We start from the raw sequence: 15,419 nt of genomic DNA on the forward strand, positions 1-15,419 counted from the left end.
CGCTTGCGGGGAGAGGGTCGGGGTGAGGGGGAGCCTCCGCGAGGCCGGTGGCAGTCGAGTTCGCGGAGACTTCCCCTCACCCTGAATCCGCGCTACGCGCGAATTCAGGCCTCTCCCCGCAAGCGGGGAGAGGCAAAGAAAACAAAAATGACATCGCTGGGGAGAAGACAATGACCAAGGCTGCCTGGGCTGCGCTATTTGCCATTCTCACGTTCACCGGCGCCGCGCGCGCCGATGACTATCCCTCCCGTCCCATCACCATCATCGTGCCGTTCGCGGCCGGCGGCCCGTCGGATGCGATGGCGCGTGTGCTCGCCGAGCGGATGCGCACCTCGCTCGGCCAGGCCGTCGTGGTCGAGAACGTCACCGGCGCGGGCGGCTCGATCGGCGTCGGCCGCGCCGTGCAGTCGCCGCCGGACGGCTACACCATCTCGTTCGGCCATCTCGGCACCCACGTCGCCAATGGCGCCGTCTACAAGCTGAAATACGATCTCGTCGCCGATCTCGAGCCGGTGGTGCTGCTGCCGAGCAACCCGATGATCGTCGTCAGCAAGAACGCGGTGCCCGCGACATCGCTGAAGGAGCTGGTCGAATGGCTGAAGTCGCGCAGCTCGCCGCCGACGGCGGGCACCGCCGGCGCCGGCTCCGGCAGCCACATCGCCGGCGTCTATTTCGAAAGCGTCTCCGGCATCAAGCTGCAATACGTGCCGTATCGCGGCACCGCGCCTGCGCTGAACGATCTGATCGCCGGCCAGATCGACATCATCGTCGACCAGACCTCCAACTCGATCGCTCAGGTCCGCGCCGGCACCATCCGCGCCTACGCCATCACCGACAGCAAGCGCCTGTCTTCGGCCCCGGATATCCCGACCGCGGAGGAGGCGGGCCTGAAGGGCTTCAACATGACGCTGTGGTCAGGCATGTGGGTTCCGAAGGGCACTCCGAAGGAGATCGTGGCAAAGCTCAACGCGGCGGCCGTGGAAGCGCTGAACGATCCCGCCGTGCGGAAGCAGCTGGAAAACCAGGGTCTGGAGATGACACCGAAGGACCAGCTCGCGCCCGAAGCGCTCGGCATCCGTCAGAAGGCCGAGATCGCAAAATGGTGGCCGATCATCAAGGCGGCGAACATCAAGGTGGATTGAAGCGGGCGGTGCTGTTGTCACGTGCCGGCGCTCACGGCCGGGCGATCACTCCAGGCTTTCGCGACCCGCTGCCAGCGCATGGTCCAGGCATTGCATCAGATCCGAGGCGGCGAAGGGCTTGGCGAGAAAACACGTTGCGCCCGCTTTTAGCGCACGCGCACGAACGCTCTCGTCCGGGAAAGCTGTGATGAAGATAAACGGCGGAGCCGAACCCTGCGCGCGCATCTGCGTCAAGAGATCGATCCCGTTTACCGGCGGCATCTGCACGTCGGCGATCACGCATGAGGTGTCATTCGAATCGGTCGACCTCAAGAACTCCTCGATTGAGGCAAACGTGCGGACGACGTACCCGCGCGACTCCAGGAGATTGTTGATCGCGGCCCGAACGTAAGGGTCGTCGTCCAGCACCGAAATGACCGAAGCCGCTGACAAGACGTCCGCTCCTCGTCCGGGATTGCGCTCGCCGCCGCTATGGCCCGACATCAACCCAGGGTGGACCGGCCAGTCACCGTTGGAAACTCATACTTAGGTTTGTACGTCGGACTTGTTCGGCCCGATGCCGAGCGCCTCGCTCATTCTCACGAGCTCTGCCAGCGACTTCGCGCCCATCTTGCGCATGATCTGGCCGCGATAGATCTTGACGGTGATTTCCGCCAATCCGAGCTTGGCGGCGACCTGCTTGTTCATCAGGCCGGACGTCACCAGCGACAAGACGTCGCGCTCCCGCGAGGACAGTGACTCGAAGCGTGATCTGAGCGTGGAGACGGTCCTGTTGAGGTCGCGCCGTTTGCGATCTCGCTCGATCGCGGCCTGGACTGCGTCCAGAATATCCTGGTCGCGCACCGGCTTCGTCAGGAAATCGATCGCGCCGCTCTTCATCGCTCGAACGGTCATGGGAATATCGCCATGACCGGTAATGAAGATGATGGGCGTGTGGATATTTGCCTTGGCAAGATCGGCCTGGAGGTCAAGGCCGCTGACTCCAGGCAGGCGGATGTCGAGCACCAGGCAGCTGGGGACTTCCGGCGGCTTCGCCTGAAGGAGTTGCGGCGCCGAGCCGAATGCCTCGACCTTGAGGCCGACCGACTCGAAAAGATTGGTGAGCGCCCGGCGCATGGAAGCGTCATCGTCGACCACGAAGACGATTGGCTCATCGCCGTCCTCCTGCGGAGGGGAAGGCCGGGCGCGCTCGGTCACGACGTTTCCTCTCGATCAAGCGGCAAGGTGATCTGAAAAGTCGCGCCGCGCCCCTGGTTCGGTGCGGCGGAAAGCCGTCCGCCATGGGCTTCGATGATGGAGCGACAGATCGACAGCCCCATGCCCATGCCGGAGGATTTCGTGGTGAAGAACGGCGTGAACAGGCGGTCTATCGACTGCTCACAGATGCCGACGCCGCAGTCGGAAACGCTGAGCAGCATCGCGCCGTCACCGCTCGCTGCCGAACGGATCGCCAGCTCGCGCGGGCGATCATTGACGCTTTCCATGGCCTCGATCCCGTTCATGATCAGGTTGATCAGAACCTGTTGCAATTGGATTCGATCGCCAACGATCTTGGGCAGCGCCGACGACAGCTCCATTCGAATCGACACGGCGTGACTGGCCATCTCGCGCTGAACGAGCGCGACCGCCTCCCGCACGACGCCGTTGACGTCGAGCGGAGCCATCTCGACCTCGGTCCGCTTGGCGAGCGCCCGAACCCGGCGGATCACGTCGCTGGCACGCGTGCCGTCCTCGATGATCCACTCCACGGAGCGGCGCGCCGCCTGGATATCGGGCGGACTGCGCTGCAGCCAGCCGAGGCACGCGTCAGCATTGGCTATCACTGCGGCGAGCGGCTGGTTGATCTCGTGCGCAATCGAAGCGGTCAGTTCGCCCAGTGTCGTAACGCGCGTCACGTGGGCGAGTTCGGCTTGAGCCTTGCGCAGCGCCGCTTCCGCCTGATCGGCACGGATGGCGGCGGTCACGTCGGTGCAGACGCCACGATATCCGAGAAAAGTGCCGTCGGCGCCGAAGATCGGCTTGCCGCTGGTCCGAACATAGATCGGCTGCCCGTTTCGGTCCCTGCTGCGATACACGAGGTCGCGGAATGGGACGTGAGCATCGAGCGCCGCGCGATGTTCTTGCCACTTCTCGGGCTCGAGAGCGGCGTCCGGAGCAATGTCCCACCGCGTCAGTCCGATCAATCCCGCAGGCGCGGTGATGGTATCGGAGTGTTCCGATACCTGGGTCACGCGATGGTCGGGTCCCGTCTCCCAGAACCAGTCGGAGGCGGTTTCGGCATAATCGCGAAAGCGCTGCTCGCTGTCACGCAGCCTGCGCTCGGCCTCTTTGGTCGCCGTGATGTCGGACACCGACCCGACGAATTCGACCTGACCGCTGGCATCCCGCGCCGCCCGGGCCACCGCGCGGACGTACTTGATCGAGCCGTCGCCCATCACGAGTCGGTACTCGTGATCGTAATCCTTGCACTCGCGTGCCGCCCGACCCGTGGTCCGGAGTACCGCAGGCCGGTCCTCGGGATGGATGCGCTCGAGCATGCGCGGGATCTCTGGCTTGATTCCCTCCTCGAATTGGAAGATGCGATAGGTTTCCTTGGACCAGGTGATCTCGCCGGTTGCGGCGCTCCAGCCGAAACTCCCGGTGTGGCTCAATTCCTGCGCCTGGGCGAGGTAAGCCTCGCTCTGTCGCAGTGCATTCTCCGCTTCCTTGCGCTCGGTGATGTTCTCGCAGGCCACCAGCACGAGCGGTTCGCCATCGGCCCGCAACATGGCCTTGGCGTTCTCGCGCACCCATAGCACCGAGCCGTCCTTGCGAACCTTCCGGATTTCCCAGGTGTGTGACTGATCAATGGTCTTAAGGCATAGCGCGACACACGATCGGACGAAGTCGCGATCTTCCTCGAAGAAGACACCCATCACCGATCGGCCGATCAATTCCGCGGCCGTGTAGCCCAGCTGTGCCGCGCCGAAACTGTTGACGTTGATCACGGTTCCGGCCCGATCGACCATGAAGTACATGACCGGGTTGTGCTCGAAGACCTGCTGCCACGGCTTGACCGCCTCGAGCAAACCAGCGTCAGGCTCGGTGCGAGGCTTGGCAGTGACAACCTGCCTGACGCAGCCGACGAGGAATTGCGTGGCTGACTTCCCGAACGTTGCTGCCCGGCCCGACTTCATCGCAGACGCTCCCGGCGCTCTCTGCGTGAGCACGAGTAGAGCACGTTGCCGCGAGAGGAGCAATTACGGCCAAAGTGGGGGGCAGGGAGGGGCGTTTCGCCATTGAACGACTGCGCGCGGGAAGATGCACCCCGAAGCATCAAGCACGCCGTTCCGGACCAATTGTTTCGCGGTGCCCGTGCAAGGCGCGCATCGTGCGTCGTCTCGTTGAACGGGAATAAGCCGTTAGTCCCCGGGCAACTACGGGGCAAACCTAGGTATAGCTCCTTCATTCCAAGTCATTACGCACATTTACCTCCGTACAATTGAGCGCATCGTACCGGGGACCTAGTCTCGTGACCATCGGGAGTGTCGACAGCCAAGAACGGGCGGCTTCATTTCTCGACAGCCGCGTCGCGGCAATTCACGACCCGCATGAAGTCGAGGGAACGACTGGCGCAAGCAAGAGAGGGAGAGAACAATGTGCGATACGTCGCAACTTCCTGAGCGTCGCCTATCCGAGTCCGAACGCTGCTCTTCGGTCAATGGCTGTGCAGTGTGCGGCGGCAAATTCGGTCTGATCCGTTACTATTCCTGGCGCACCGCGCTCTGTTCCAAGAAGTGTGTCGATCGCTTCCGCACCCGCCGCGAACGCGACCGCCGGTGGTTGTTCCGGGCTCAGGTTGCCTGAGGCGAATTGGAGAACTGACCTCGTTCCGCAGGTCTGACCCGGGAGCCCGTGCGTTGAAGCGCTCATGCAAGCTCTTGTGCTCGATGATTCTCCTCGGCTCCACTGCGGTCCAAGCACAGGAGATTGGACAGGGTGCCGTTCATCGCCAGCACCCACCCCAGGACCAGGCGCTGCACGAACAATTCTATTCGACCTGGCACATGCCGGACAATCCGAGCGTCAGTTGCTGCAACAGCGCTGACTGCTATCCGACCGATATTAAATACATCGACGGCCAGATCTATGCACGGCGCCGGGAGGACGGGAGATACATTCTGATCCCACCCCAAAAGGTGGAGCGAAACAGGGATAATCCGGACGGCCGAAACCATCTTTGCGCTCCACCACCCGCACTGTCTCCGTTGGACAGCGTTTACTGCTTCGCCTTGGGAGGTGCCACATGAGATTCGCGTTCGTGCTCGTAAACGACCGTACTCCGTTCCGGCAGACCTGGTGCATGCAGTGCTGCGAGCCGATCGGCGGCAGCTATCTCCGCGAGATCGCGACCCGTCTGCCTTACTGCGACTATCAATGCTACGCGCTGTTCTGCCAGGCGCTCGCGACAAATGACGTGAGGGCGGCTTCATGAAATTCGTGGTGGTCAATCACGAGCCTCCGTCGTGCCCGGCCACCTGCAGCACCTGCTCGCGGTCGATCGGGTCCGGCTATGTCCGGCATGTGCAGACAAAGCTCCGTTACTGTGACCACGATTGCTATCGGCGAGGCGAAGTCGTGAGGACGTCGATGTATTGGTCGGCGCGGCTCACAGAGCCGGCCATCGGGAGCGTCGAGGCCGTCGCCGGCAACATCATCGAGATGTTGGCGGTCATGACTGCCGTCTCCTGCTGGAGCTGGACGATATTTGTCTGGACCTTCGCAAGAGCCTCGACCGGCGTCCACTTGGACGGTCGCGATCTGATCGCAACGGAAGGAGGTGACATCTAGCTGCGCGACTGCACTCGCGTGGAAGCCGCAGCCCCGCAACCTTGCAGGCGCCCGTGTCCAGCCCCGGCGGCGTCGACTAGGGAGCGGGAGCTGCGGCCGCTACGGGTGCCGTTGCTCCGGCCTCGTGCGTGACGACGCGTTCGTCGCTCTTGCCGGCGACCACGCTGCTGGCTTCGAACCGCGCGCGATAGACCAGCACGTTCTCGATCACGCGCTGGACGTAGTTGCGCGTCTCCGACAGCGGGATGCGCTCGACCCAGTCGACAGGGTCGACCTTGGGATCCCGGGGATCGCCACGCGCCTGCACCCATTCGCGCACACGGCCGCGGCCGGCATTGTAGCCGGCGAAGGTCATGATCTGGTTGCCGCGATATTCCGACAGCAGCGCGCTGAGCTCGGCCGCGCCCATCTGCGTGTTGTAGACGGGATCGGAGACCATCTTGTCCCAGTCATAGGTCAGGCCGAAGCGCTTGGCGGTGTCGCGTCCCGCTTCCGGCGTCACCTGCATCAGGCCGACCGCGTTGGCGGGCGACTTGTCGCGCTGGTCGAACGAGCTTTCGGTGCGCGCCACCGAATAGATCACGCTGGTCTCGATCTCCGGCGCGACCTGCCGGTGCTCGGGGATGCCGATGGTCGGAAAAGCGTAATGGTCGAGTGCGAGCCCGCGCGCCAGCGCCGTCTTGCCGACCTCCAGCATCACGCGGGCATCGTTGCGACGCCTGGCGAGCTCGCCGAGCGCTTCGAGCGCGGCGACGTCAGTGCTCTCCTTGGCAAAGTCCTCGGCGTAGTAGAACACCATGTCGCGCTCGCCGATGCCGTAGAGCATGTCGGCGGCGCGCACGCGCTCGTCCGCGGGCGGCGTATCGGCGGCGGCCAGGACGGGCGAGGGCGCACGCAGCTCGACGCGGTCGAGGCCGAGCTTGGCGCGCGCCAGCTGGCCGTAATAGGCGGTCGGATAGCGCGATGCCGCCCGATAGCTCATGCGCGCATCGGCCGCAGCACCCATCGCCTCGGCGGCGCGGCCGCGCCAGTAATGGGCGCGCGACAGCGCGATCGGATTGGCCGAGCCTTCGTCGACGGCGGCGAAGTGCACCATCGCCGTCTTGGGATCGTCGAGAAAGCGCAGCGCGATCCAGCCGCACATGAAATGGTAGTCGACGCGATAGACTTCCTTGTCCGGCACCGCGGCCGTGCGCACCACGTCATAGGCGGTTCTGAACTTGCCCTGGTCGAGCAGCTTGCGGGCCAGCATGCGGCGCTCGCGCCACCAGGCGTCGGTATCCTGCGCCGCCATGGTCTCGGGCGCCGCCGCCAGGATCACCTCGGCGGCGTCGTCGATGTGGTCCTTCTGGAGGTGCCATTGGGCGCGGCACAGCACATAGCCGAGATCGCGGCGTGCTTCGGCCGCTACGTCATCGAGATAATCCTTGGCCTTGCCGGCCTTGCCGGTCACGGCGGCGCAGGCCTTGACGATCGCGAGCGCATCCTCGCCGAGCCGTTTCGCGGCGCGCCGCGCCGCCGCGTAGTCCTTGGCGCCGAGCCGCTTGTCCATGCGGGCGCGATGATCGTCCGCGGTGAGGAGGTCGCGGAACGCCTCGTAGGAATCCTCCTCGCTGCGCTCGGACAATTCATCCGTGCGCCAGGCCTCGCGCACCAGCCGCGCCGCCCTGTCGGTATCGCCTTCAGCGAGCAGCACGCGGGCGAGCGCGAACTTGCCCTTGGCGCTGATCGGCCGGTCCATGGTGAATTTGTGCACGGTGGCAGCGTCGCTCTTCTCCTGCCACAGCCGCGCCTCGGCACGGCGGCGCAGCAGCGTGCGGCTCGGCCAGTCCGGATTGGCGGCGAGGAACGCGGCGTAGCGCTTGAAATTCGCCGTGCTCTCGGAATGGCGCAGCATGAACCAATCCGCGAGCTTCTGTCCGGCTGGATCGGCAATGCGATCGCGCGCCGCGCTTGCATCCTCGCTCTTGCCCTTGCGCGCAAGGTCGATCGCGTCCTTCAGCGCGGCGAGATCGCCGGTCAGCGGCGGCAACGCCGGTTTGCTGGACGGCGCGTCGTCGGTCTTCTTCGACTTGCGCTTGGCCTCGGCATGCTTGCCGTGGCGCGACTTCGCCGAGGACTTCGCCGCGGCGTGACGCTGCTTGCCGGCTTTCGCCTCATGCGTCTTCTTCGGCGCGGACGATTTGGGCGCGGACGATTTGTGACCGCTTTTTGCCGCCAGCTCGGAGGGAAGGAGAGCCAATGCGGCCACGGCAACAACACACGCGAGCGAGCGTAGGCACTGGTTCATTCCATGGTCCCCCTGCGAAACCACCACAAACCAAGGTCCGCGACGACATGCGGCTTGAGAATCAAAGACACCGAATACGATGCCACCGGCATCGTCTCGCATTCCTCACGCTGTCGCAACAATGCGGCGAAATACGGATGTGATGCGGGAACTCCTGGAACTCGACCAAAGGTTGTTCCTTTTTAACCTTTGTTAACGATTGGGCGCGCGCGACGGCGAGCGCGGTTCAAGGCGCCAGAAGGAACCAGATTGCGCGTGTTCCCGCAGCCGGATCCGGTGTATGGAATTCCGTCCTTCATCCTTTTGGCCTTTGCCCGCACCTATGCCGATTTTCAACCAGTCGATCCGGCGCAAGATCGTCGGCATCGCCCTCGGATTGATCGTCCTGATGCTGGTCACCTCGATCCTGTCGATGGTGATGTCGAGCCAGGTCGGTATCCTGCTGGACGAACTGACCAATCGCTACATCCCGGCCTACAGCCATCTGGCCCGCGCCAATATCCGTTCGCTGGAGCGGGCGCTGGCGCTGCGGCAAATGGTCATGACCAAGATGGAGTCGTCGTCGGACGAGGAGGCGTATGCGGCGCGGCTTCGCGACTTCGAGGCATTGGACCGCAAGTTCGAGGAAGAAGCCGAGACAGCGCGCAAGCTCATCAACGCGATCATCGATGATACCAGGACGTATTCCGACAATGCCGCGCTGGCACGGCTCGACGTCCGCATCGAGAGCGCCGTCACCGAGCTGCGGCGCAATCTGGACGAGGGCAATGCGAAACTGCTCAAGCAGATCGAGGCCAAGGACATGGTCCAGGCCCGCGCCACGCTGGAACAGCTGGACACCCTGCGCGATGCGTTCAACCGGAAGGTCGATGCGATCCGGGCCGACATGCTGACGCAGGTCTTCTTCTCGACCTCGCAAGTGATCAGCCGCCAATACCAGGCGATCATCGTGTCGGGAGCCGTGACCTTGCTCGCAGCGGTGGTCGGATTTGCCTTTGCGCTCCTGGTGTCCAGCGGGATCACGCGCCCGGTGCGGCTGCTGCTGGCCGGCACCCGCGAGGTCGAGGCAGGCCGCTTCGACAAGACCATCACCGTCTCCACCCAGGACGAGATCGGCGAGCTCGCCGCCGCGTTCAACCGCATGACCGAGCAGCTCAGGCACAACGAGCGCGTCCGCGAGACCTTTGGCCGCTACATCGATCCCAAGGTGGTGCAGGGGCTGATCGACCGGCCGGAGGTCGCGATCGACGGCGAGCGCCGGCTCATGACCATCATGTTCTGCGACATGAGCGGCTTCACCTCGATGAGCGAGGGCATGACGCCGCGCGGCCTCGTCAAGGTGATGAACCACTATTTCACGGTGATGTCCGCACCCGTCAGGAACAATCGCGGCATCATCGACAAATATATCGGCGATGCCATCATGTCCTATTGGGGTCCGCCCTTCATCGAGGAGAACGAGCAGGCCCTCCTGGCCGGCATCGCGGCGATCGAGATGGCCGATCAGGTGCCCGCGCTCCAGCGGCAGCTGCCCGACCTGCTCGGCATCCGCGCCATGCCGGCGCCGTGCGATTTGCGGATCGGCATCGCCACCGGCGAGGTGCTGACCGGGAGCATCGGCTCCGAACTGATGATGAGCTTCACCGTGATGGGCGATGCCGTGAACCTGGCCTCGCGGCTGGAAGCGGTCAACAAGGTCTACGGCACCCGCATCCTGGTCTCGCAGGCAACTGCTGAAGCGATCGGATCGCGGCTCGAGCTGCGCGAGATCGATCGCCTCGCGGTCGCCGGCCAGAGCGCGCCGCAGGCGATCTTCGAGGTGATGGCGAGGGCGGGGGCACTCACCGATGCGCAAGCCAGCTTGCGCACGCACTATGCCGAGGCGCTCGCCGCCTATCGCGCCCGGCGCTTCGATGCGGCGCGCGCTGCCTTCAACGCGGCGCTCGAAGCCGTCCCCGGCGACGGGCCTTCGCGCACGATGCTCGGCCGCATCGCGCAGTTCGAGCCGAGCCCGCCCGACGAGGGATGGGACGGCGCCTGGCGCCTCGACAGCAAATAGGCTGCCGCACCGGAAAAATTGCTTCTGCTCGATAACGATGTTCGCCGTGACCTATTTCCCGGGCTTAGGTTGGATGTCCTTGAGGCGTTTGATGGGGACACGCCGATGCCAGAACTTGAGGACAGGCTGGAACGGTTCGAGACGCTCACCGCCGAATGCGAGCTGATCGCCAAGCTCGCCACCGACAGCAAGAAGCGCGAGTTCTATCTGAAGCTTTCGGAGCAGTACCGTCAGTTGGCGGTCGATATGCGCCAGGCGATCGCGACCAAGGCTGCGGCCTGAGGCCGGCTGCAATCCGTTCTTAAGGTTTGGCGCGCATCCTGATGGCATGCGGGCGTCGCTGATCGGCGGTGCCCGTGGTGGGAAGGCCGGTGTTCGTTGCAATGCAGCGTGCCCCGTGAACGTCATTTGCCATGCCTGATAGGGCATCCCATGCGCCTCGTTGCCGTGATCATCATCGCGCTCATGACGGCGGCCTGCGATCAGGAGCAGGACATCACCGGCTCGACGTCGGCGGCCTGCCCCTTGCGGAACTCCAGCTACAATCCCCGCGACATGAACCAGTGCGTCAACGCCTGCAAAGCATGCGATCGCGGCACCACCGTTACCTGCTCGACCTCCTGCACCCTCAAGGGCGCGCGCTGAGCGCAGGGCCGGCTGTCCCGGAGGTGCCTCTCGCAACCGGTGGTGCTGGGGCACCGGAACGATTCACTTGGGTTAGTCATTGAAGGAGGCAGGCAGGACGCGGAGTCCGATGGAAATGGGTATGCTCGATCCCGGTCGATTTCTGGTGTCGTGCTCGCATTGCGAGGCCTGGCCGATGGCCGCCAACGTGAAGCGGTCGAGCTGGTCAGCGTCCCCGCATGAGGTCCGCTTTGTCTGCACGCGCTGCCGCCGCGAGGAAACCGCGATCGTCTCGGCCTCCGGCGAATTGACCCCGGTCAAGCGCGTCGATGTTCCGCCGCGCGACGTCGCTGTCGCCTGGGCCCAGGCCCAACGTTTGCGCGGGCGAACCTGAGCCCCGGCACAGCTCTCATGGACCTGGATTGGCCGCGGCGTCGCCGCCGGCTCGCGCTGGCGACAACGATCGACCGGTCGATTGACTCCCGGGGCGGGCGACACGTAAATGAGCGCGACGGTTCTCCTCACGGAGATCAAAAGGGAATGTGGTGCGGGATGTCCCAATGCCGGGATATGTCTCAACGCCACGGCTGCCCCCGCAACTGTAAGCGGTGAATCTTTCGTCCTGTGCCACTGGGAATCTCGGTCCTGGGAAGGCGACGTAAGGTAACGACCCGCGAGCCAGGAGACCTGCCGTCAGCCGTGGTCACACGCGAAGATGTCGGTCGGGGAGTACAGACATTGGCTTCATCGGAGCAGTCCATCGCTCTGCCGTGAAACCTCGTTCGCTGTGACGTGCCACTGACGTCCTACCGAGGTTACAACATTGTCCCGTCTAGTCTGTGCCGCCCGGCGCCTCAGCGCTGGCCTGTTCGCGTCCGTCTTGCTCCATTCGCTCGACCTGCCTGCCGCCTTCGCCGAGCAGGGGCTTGCCGAGCAATTGCCGCCGATCGAGGTGAGCAAGCCCGACGATCAGAACCGCACGCGGGCGAGGGCGATCGGTGAGGGCGATGCGACGCGGCAGCGGCGAGCCGCAAACGCCGCGCCGGCAGGCGATGGCACCGGCCCATCCGGCTCGGGCTCGCAGGCCCTCACCGGCGACGGCGGCATCGTCGGGGCCGCCACGACCGTCATCACGGCCGCGGATATCGCGCATTCGCCGTCGCAGACGCTTGCCGAGATCATCGCGACACAAGTGCCGGGGGCCCAGATCACGACGTTCTATGGCGGCCAGATCGGCGCCAAGACCAGCGTGGACCTGCGCGGTTTCGGCGCCTTTGCCACCGCCAACACGCTGGTGCTGGTCAACGGCCGGCGGCTCAACGACATCGACATGGCGCAGGTGGACCTCTCCACCATCCCGCTCAATTCCATCGAGCGTATCGAGATCACGCGCGGCAATTCCGGAGCGGTGCTCTACGGCGACAACGCGGTCGGCGGCGTGATCAACATCGTCACCAAGACCGGCGTCGGCGGACCGCCCGTGACCGCGCGCATCGAGGCCGGCTTCGGCTCTTTCGACACCAGGCTCGGCAACGTCTCGGCCTCGCTCAATTCCGGCCCGTGGTCGACCTCGTTCTACGGCAATACCGTCAGGACCGATGGCTACCGCGACAACAATCGCTACGTTCAGGAGAACGGCGTCGGCAATCTGAACTACACGATGCCCGGCCTGTCCGCTTTTCTCACCGTCACCGGCGACAATCAGGAGCTGCGGCTGCCGGGCGGTCGCACCGTCGATCCCTCCATCGGTCTCGACGAGCTCAGGACCAATCGCCGAGGCACCAGCACGCCGTTCAACTACGCCAACCAGCAGGGCTTCAGCGCGACGGCCGGCTTCACCAAGACCCTGGTCAACGGCGTCGATCTTATCGTCGACGGCGGTCTGCGCGACAAGAAGCAGCAGAGTGCGTTCTTCTCCGGCTCGACGCCGGTTCCAGCCTTCTTCACGTCGACTTATGTCCATTCCAACCTGACGAATTGGTCGATCACGCCGCGGCTCACCGTGAAGAGCCTGCTGCTCGGCATGCCGTCGCAGCTCCTGACCGGCATCGACTATTACGATGCGAGCTTTGAGCAGAACCGCGGCGCCGGGCAGGGGCTCGCCGCCTGGCATAATTACGACCTCAGGCAGCAGACGGTCGCAGGTTATTTCCAGCACACATTGGGCGTGCTGCCCACGACCGACATCTCCTACGGCGCGCGGGTGCAGAATGTCAGTCTTGCGGCACGCGACAATTTCGACGCGGCAGCGCCGTTCAACGCCGACATCGGCGCGCTGCCGCTGACCAGCGACGAGACCCAATATGCGCTGCATCTCGGGGCCGAGCATCGCCTCAACGACATGGTCTCGCTGTTCGGCCGCGCCGCGCGCGCGTTCCGCACGCCTGACGTCGACGAGCGCCTGTCCTCGGGACCGTCGTTCGATCCCCTGACCTTCGCCGTGATCCCGCAAACGTTCCAACTCAAGACCCAGACCTCTCAGGACATCGAGGGCGGCCTGCGCGTCAAGGGCGGCGGACTGCAGCTGCAGAGCAGTCTCTATCTGATGGACCTCACCAACGAGGTCCATTTCAACCCGGTCCTGTTCTACAACACCAATCTCGACCCGACCCGCCGCTACGGGTCGGAGACCAGTCTGTCTTATCGCGTCAACGACGCCCTGCTGCTGCGCTCCGGCATGGCCTATACCCGCGCGGTCTTCCGCGAGGGCGTCTGGGCAGGCAACGACGTGCCGCTGGTGTCGCGCTATACGGCGAGCGCGGGTGTCACCTGGAACGTCTGGCAGAACTACGTGGTGCTCGATGCCACCGCGCGCTTCTGGAGCGAGCGGCGCATGGACAACGACCAGGCGGGCACTCAGAAGCCGATCCCGGCCAATGGCACGATCGACCTCAAGCTCAGCGGCCAGTATGAGCGCTACTTCTGGTCGCTCAGCGTGAGCAATGTGCTGAATGCACTCTACTACGACTACGCCATCGCCAGCACCTTCACGGACGGCCGCTTCAGCGCCTATCCGCTTCCCGGTCGCACCTATCTGCTCAGGGCCGGCGCCACGTTCTGATTTCACGCGGGCTGCATTTCGCCGGCAAAGCGGCCAGCCTGCCTGCTTCGATGAGCGCGAGAACCTGTGCGACCCATCGGTGGGTGGCGGGTGTTGGATCGGCTTTGAGGTCGGGCGTGTCGGCGATCAGGCCGCCCAGCAGCAGATCCAGTGCTTCCGCCGTCAGTTGGACTGTCATGCCCGCCCCTGCGTCCGGCGGCAGTGTGGCTGGGCCGCAGGTGCGTTGCCAATCAGCAAATTCGGTTGTCCCAAATGTTGGTGAAACGCGCTCGCGGTCCTTGTGCTCGTGCTGTCAATCGCCGCGCCCGTCTGCCACCTGTCGTTGTGCCGTCGCGTCGAAGGGAGCGGGCTCGACGCCTCACTTCCCAAAAATCAGGAGGAGAATGAGCAGGACCGGCGGTGCCATTCCCAGCGCAATTATCCCGATCTGAACCCAGCGTTCGCGTCCCATGCCGTGTTAGAGGCTATCGATAGGTTGCCGAAAGTAGTGTGCACTTTTTGCCCGAGCATGCGGGCACGGCGTTTTTGCTGACGCTTACAACGGGCGCAGGCTTATTGCTGGAGAGCACGCGTCGTAGCAGCGCCAATTATGCTTGATCTACGTCAACATCGCCCGCAGGCAGGCCAGCAGTCTTGAGTGCTCCTGAACTCCAAGGTCGGAGGAGCATGATGTTGAAATACACTCTCGTCGCTTTAGCGGCGTTCACTCTGCTCACTGCAACTCTCATCCCTGATGATGCGTATGCCCGCCGTGGCGGAGGTGGCGGGTTCCGTGGCGGCGGAGCTGGCTTTCACGGTGGTGGCATGCGCGCCGGTGGCATGCACGCCGGACGCATCGCGCGGCCATCGCATCCGATAGCGGGCCGCCCGATTGCGGGGCGTCCCGGCCGTCCAATCGCAGGTCGCCCGGGCCGTCCCATCGCGGGCTACCCCGGTTATGGTCGCGGTTATCGTCCAGGTTGGGGGTACGGCGCTGCGGCGGTGGGCGCAGCTGCTGCGGCGGGTGCCTACGGTTACTACAACTCGAACTGCTACTATGACAGCTACGGGCAATACATTTGCCCGAGGCAATATCCCTATCAGTACTGACGTCAAAGTCTGGACGGCGGTCCAGCGCCGCCGTCCACCTGCGAATGCTCAAACGCTGGGTCCTTTGAGCGACGCTGCTCTCGCTGGGGACGCGCGATGGTGGCTTTGCCGGCAGGCAGGCGCCGACTCACTTGCCTCAGCGAGGCGCCCGGTTCGGAATAGGACGCAATGTTCGCGCTGCGAAATTCGAAGTTGTGGAGTGTCATCCTGCCAAGGGTATTAAGGTAGGCAAATCCGTGTCTTCCCGGTAACGATTGTGCTGCCCGCGCAACACTCGACCCGCATTTAACCTTCATGAGAGGCGGTGTGCATCGCCGCCGCTTT

14 protein-coding genes and 1 riboswitch are annotated in these 15,419 nt (G+C 64.3%); of the genes, 9 read left to right on the top strand and 5 right to left on the bottom strand.

Annotated elements, in window-relative coordinates; genetic code table 11:
* Nucleotides 1-170: 170 nt before the first annotated feature.
* Nucleotides 171-1,142, top strand: coding sequence for a tripartite tricarboxylate transporter substrate binding protein BugD (locus E4K64_RS29675; protein WP_135166653.1), 972 nt, complete (start codon nt 171-173; stop codon nt 1,140-1,142).
* Between the two features lie 45 nt (nt 1,143-1,187).
* On the opposite strand, the gene E4K64_RS29680 is transcribed toward E4K64_RS29675, so the two are convergent.
* From E4K64_RS29680 to E4K64_RS29690, 3 genes are all read right to left on the bottom strand, one after another.
* Nucleotides 1,188-1,574: a response regulator transcription factor gene (locus E4K64_RS29680; RefSeq protein WP_135166654.1), complete on the bottom strand. Its 387-nt coding sequence runs from the start codon at nt 1,572-1,574 to the stop codon at nt 1,188-1,190.
* A gap of 93 nt (nt 1,575-1,667) precedes the next feature.
* A complete protein-coding gene (locus E4K64_RS29685; RefSeq protein WP_126257470.1) occupies nt 1,668-2,339 on the bottom strand; it encodes a response regulator transcription factor in 672 nt (223 codons plus the stop codon).
* Nucleotides 2,336-4,318 carry a PAS domain S-box protein gene (locus E4K64_RS29690; RefSeq protein ID WP_135166655.1) on the bottom strand — a complete coding sequence of 661 codons (1,983 nt, stop codon included), beginning with the start codon at nt 4,316-4,318 and terminating at the stop codon, nt 2,336-2,338. The genes E4K64_RS29685 and E4K64_RS29690 overlap by 4 nt, the downstream gene beginning before the upstream one ends.
* Before the next feature lie 1,109 nt (nt 4,319-5,427).
* Between E4K64_RS29690 and E4K64_RS29705 the strand changes: the two genes are divergently transcribed.
* Both E4K64_RS29705 and E4K64_RS29710 read left to right on the top strand, forming a co-directional pair.
* The gene (locus E4K64_RS29705) at nt 5,428-5,616 is read left to right on the top strand and encodes a hypothetical protein (RefSeq protein WP_126257474.1); all 189 of its coding nucleotides are present in this window, start codon (nt 5,428-5,430) and stop codon (nt 5,614-5,616) included.
* Nucleotides 5,617-5,759: 143 nt separating this feature from the next.
* Nucleotides 5,760-5,972 (top strand): hypothetical protein, encoded by a 213-nt coding sequence (locus E4K64_RS29710; protein WP_135166658.1) that lies wholly within the window; start codon nt 5,760-5,762, stop codon nt 5,970-5,972.
* 76 nt (nt 5,973-6,048) lie between these two features.
* Here the strand turns inward: E4K64_RS29710 and E4K64_RS29715 are convergent, their stop codons facing one another.
* A complete protein-coding gene (locus tag E4K64_RS29715; RefSeq protein ID WP_135166659.1) occupies nt 6,049-8,262 on the bottom strand; it encodes a lytic transglycosylase domain-containing protein in 2,214 nt (737 codons plus the stop codon).
* A gap of 322 nt (nt 8,263-8,584) precedes the next feature.
* On the opposite strand from E4K64_RS29715, the gene E4K64_RS29720 reads away from it, so the two are divergent.
* The 5 genes from E4K64_RS29720 (at nt 8,585) to E4K64_RS29735 (ending at nt 14,006) form a co-directional block, all read left to right on the top strand.
* The gene (locus E4K64_RS29720; RefSeq protein WP_135166660.1) at nt 8,585-10,321 is read left to right on the top strand and encodes an adenylate/guanylate cyclase domain-containing protein; all 1,737 of its coding nucleotides are present in this window, start codon (nt 8,585-8,587) and stop codon (nt 10,319-10,321) included.
* Nucleotides 10,322-10,426: 105 nt separating this feature from the next.
* Complete coding sequence (locus tag E4K64_RS40615; protein WP_167772329.1) at nt 10,427-10,603, top strand: hypothetical protein; 177 nt, start codon at nt 10,427-10,429, stop codon at nt 10,601-10,603.
* Between the two features lie 150 nt (nt 10,604-10,753).
* On the top strand, nt 10,754-10,966 hold the full coding sequence (locus E4K64_RS29725) for a hypothetical protein (RefSeq protein WP_126257478.1): 213 nt from the start codon (nt 10,754-10,756) through the stop codon (nt 10,964-10,966).
* 109 nt (nt 10,967-11,075) lie between these two features.
* Nucleotides 11,076-11,339: a hypothetical protein gene (locus tag E4K64_RS29730; RefSeq protein WP_235884814.1), complete on the top strand. Its 264-nt coding sequence runs from the start codon at nt 11,076-11,078 to the stop codon at nt 11,337-11,339.
* A gap of 101 nt (nt 11,340-11,440) precedes the next feature.
* A riboswitch (cobalamin riboswitch) is annotated at nt 11,441-11,654 on the top strand.
* A gap of 171 nt (nt 11,655-11,825) precedes the next feature.
* Nucleotides 11,826-14,006 (top strand): TonB-dependent receptor, encoded by a 2,181-nt coding sequence (locus E4K64_RS29735; protein ID WP_235884815.1) that lies wholly within the window; start codon nt 11,826-11,828, stop codon nt 14,004-14,006.
* Here E4K64_RS29735 and E4K64_RS29740 read toward each other — a convergent pair.
* Entirely contained in the window at nt 13,984-14,184 is a 201-nt protein-coding gene (locus E4K64_RS29740) for a hypothetical protein (protein ID WP_135166662.1), read from the bottom strand. The genes E4K64_RS29735 and E4K64_RS29740 overlap by 23 nt on opposite strands.
* A gap of 491 nt (nt 14,185-14,675) precedes the next feature.
* On the opposite strand from E4K64_RS29740, the gene E4K64_RS41935 reads away from it, so the two are divergent.
* Nucleotides 14,676-15,095 carry a hypothetical protein gene (locus E4K64_RS41935; RefSeq protein ID WP_135166758.1) on the top strand — a complete coding sequence of 140 codons (420 nt, stop codon included), beginning with the start codon at nt 14,676-14,678 and terminating at the stop codon, nt 15,093-15,095.
* The last annotated feature ends 324 nt before the right edge of the window (nt 15,096-15,419 follow it).

The sequence above is a fragment of the Bradyrhizobium frederickii genome (genome assembly GCF_004570865.1).
Classification (GTDB): domain Bacteria; phylum Pseudomonadota; class Alphaproteobacteria; order Rhizobiales; family Xanthobacteraceae; genus Bradyrhizobium; species Bradyrhizobium frederickii.

Excerpts from the sequence above, each read along its gene's own strand:
- E4K64_RS40615 (WP_167772329.1), top strand. The coding sequence starts at position 10,427 with ATGCCAGAACTTGAGGACAGGCTGGAACGGTTCGAGACGCTCACCGCC.
- E4K64_RS41935 (WP_135166758.1), top strand. The coding sequence starts at position 14,676 with ATGTTGAAATACACTCTCGTCGCTTTAGCGGCGTTCACTCTGCTCACT.
- E4K64_RS29725 (WP_126257478.1), top strand. The coding sequence starts at position 10,754 with ATGCGCCTCGTTGCCGTGATCATCATCGCGCTCATGACGGCGGCCTGC.
- E4K64_RS29705 (WP_126257474.1), top strand. The coding sequence starts at position 5,428 with ATGAGATTCGCGTTCGTGCTCGTAAACGACCGTACTCCGTTCCGGCAG.
- E4K64_RS29740 (WP_135166662.1), bottom strand. The coding sequence starts at position 14,184 with ATGACAGTCCAACTGACGGCGGAAGCACTGGATCTGCTGCTGGGCGGC.
- E4K64_RS29715 (WP_135166659.1), bottom strand. The coding sequence starts at position 8,262 with ATGAACCAGTGCCTACGCTCGCTCGCGTGTGTTGTTGCCGTGGCCGCA.
- E4K64_RS29720 (WP_135166660.1), top strand. The coding sequence starts at position 8,585 with ATGCCGATTTTCAACCAGTCGATCCGGCGCAAGATCGTCGGCATCGCC.
- E4K64_RS29730 (WP_235884814.1), top strand. The coding sequence starts at position 11,076 with ATGGAAATGGGTATGCTCGATCCCGGTCGATTTCTGGTGTCGTGCTCG.
- E4K64_RS29675 (WP_135166653.1), top strand. The coding sequence starts at position 171 with ATGACCAAGGCTGCCTGGGCTGCGCTATTTGCCATTCTCACGTTCACC.
- E4K64_RS29690 (WP_135166655.1), bottom strand. The coding sequence starts at position 4,318 with ATGAAGTCGGGCCGGGCAGCAACGTTCGGGAAGTCAGCCACGCAATTC.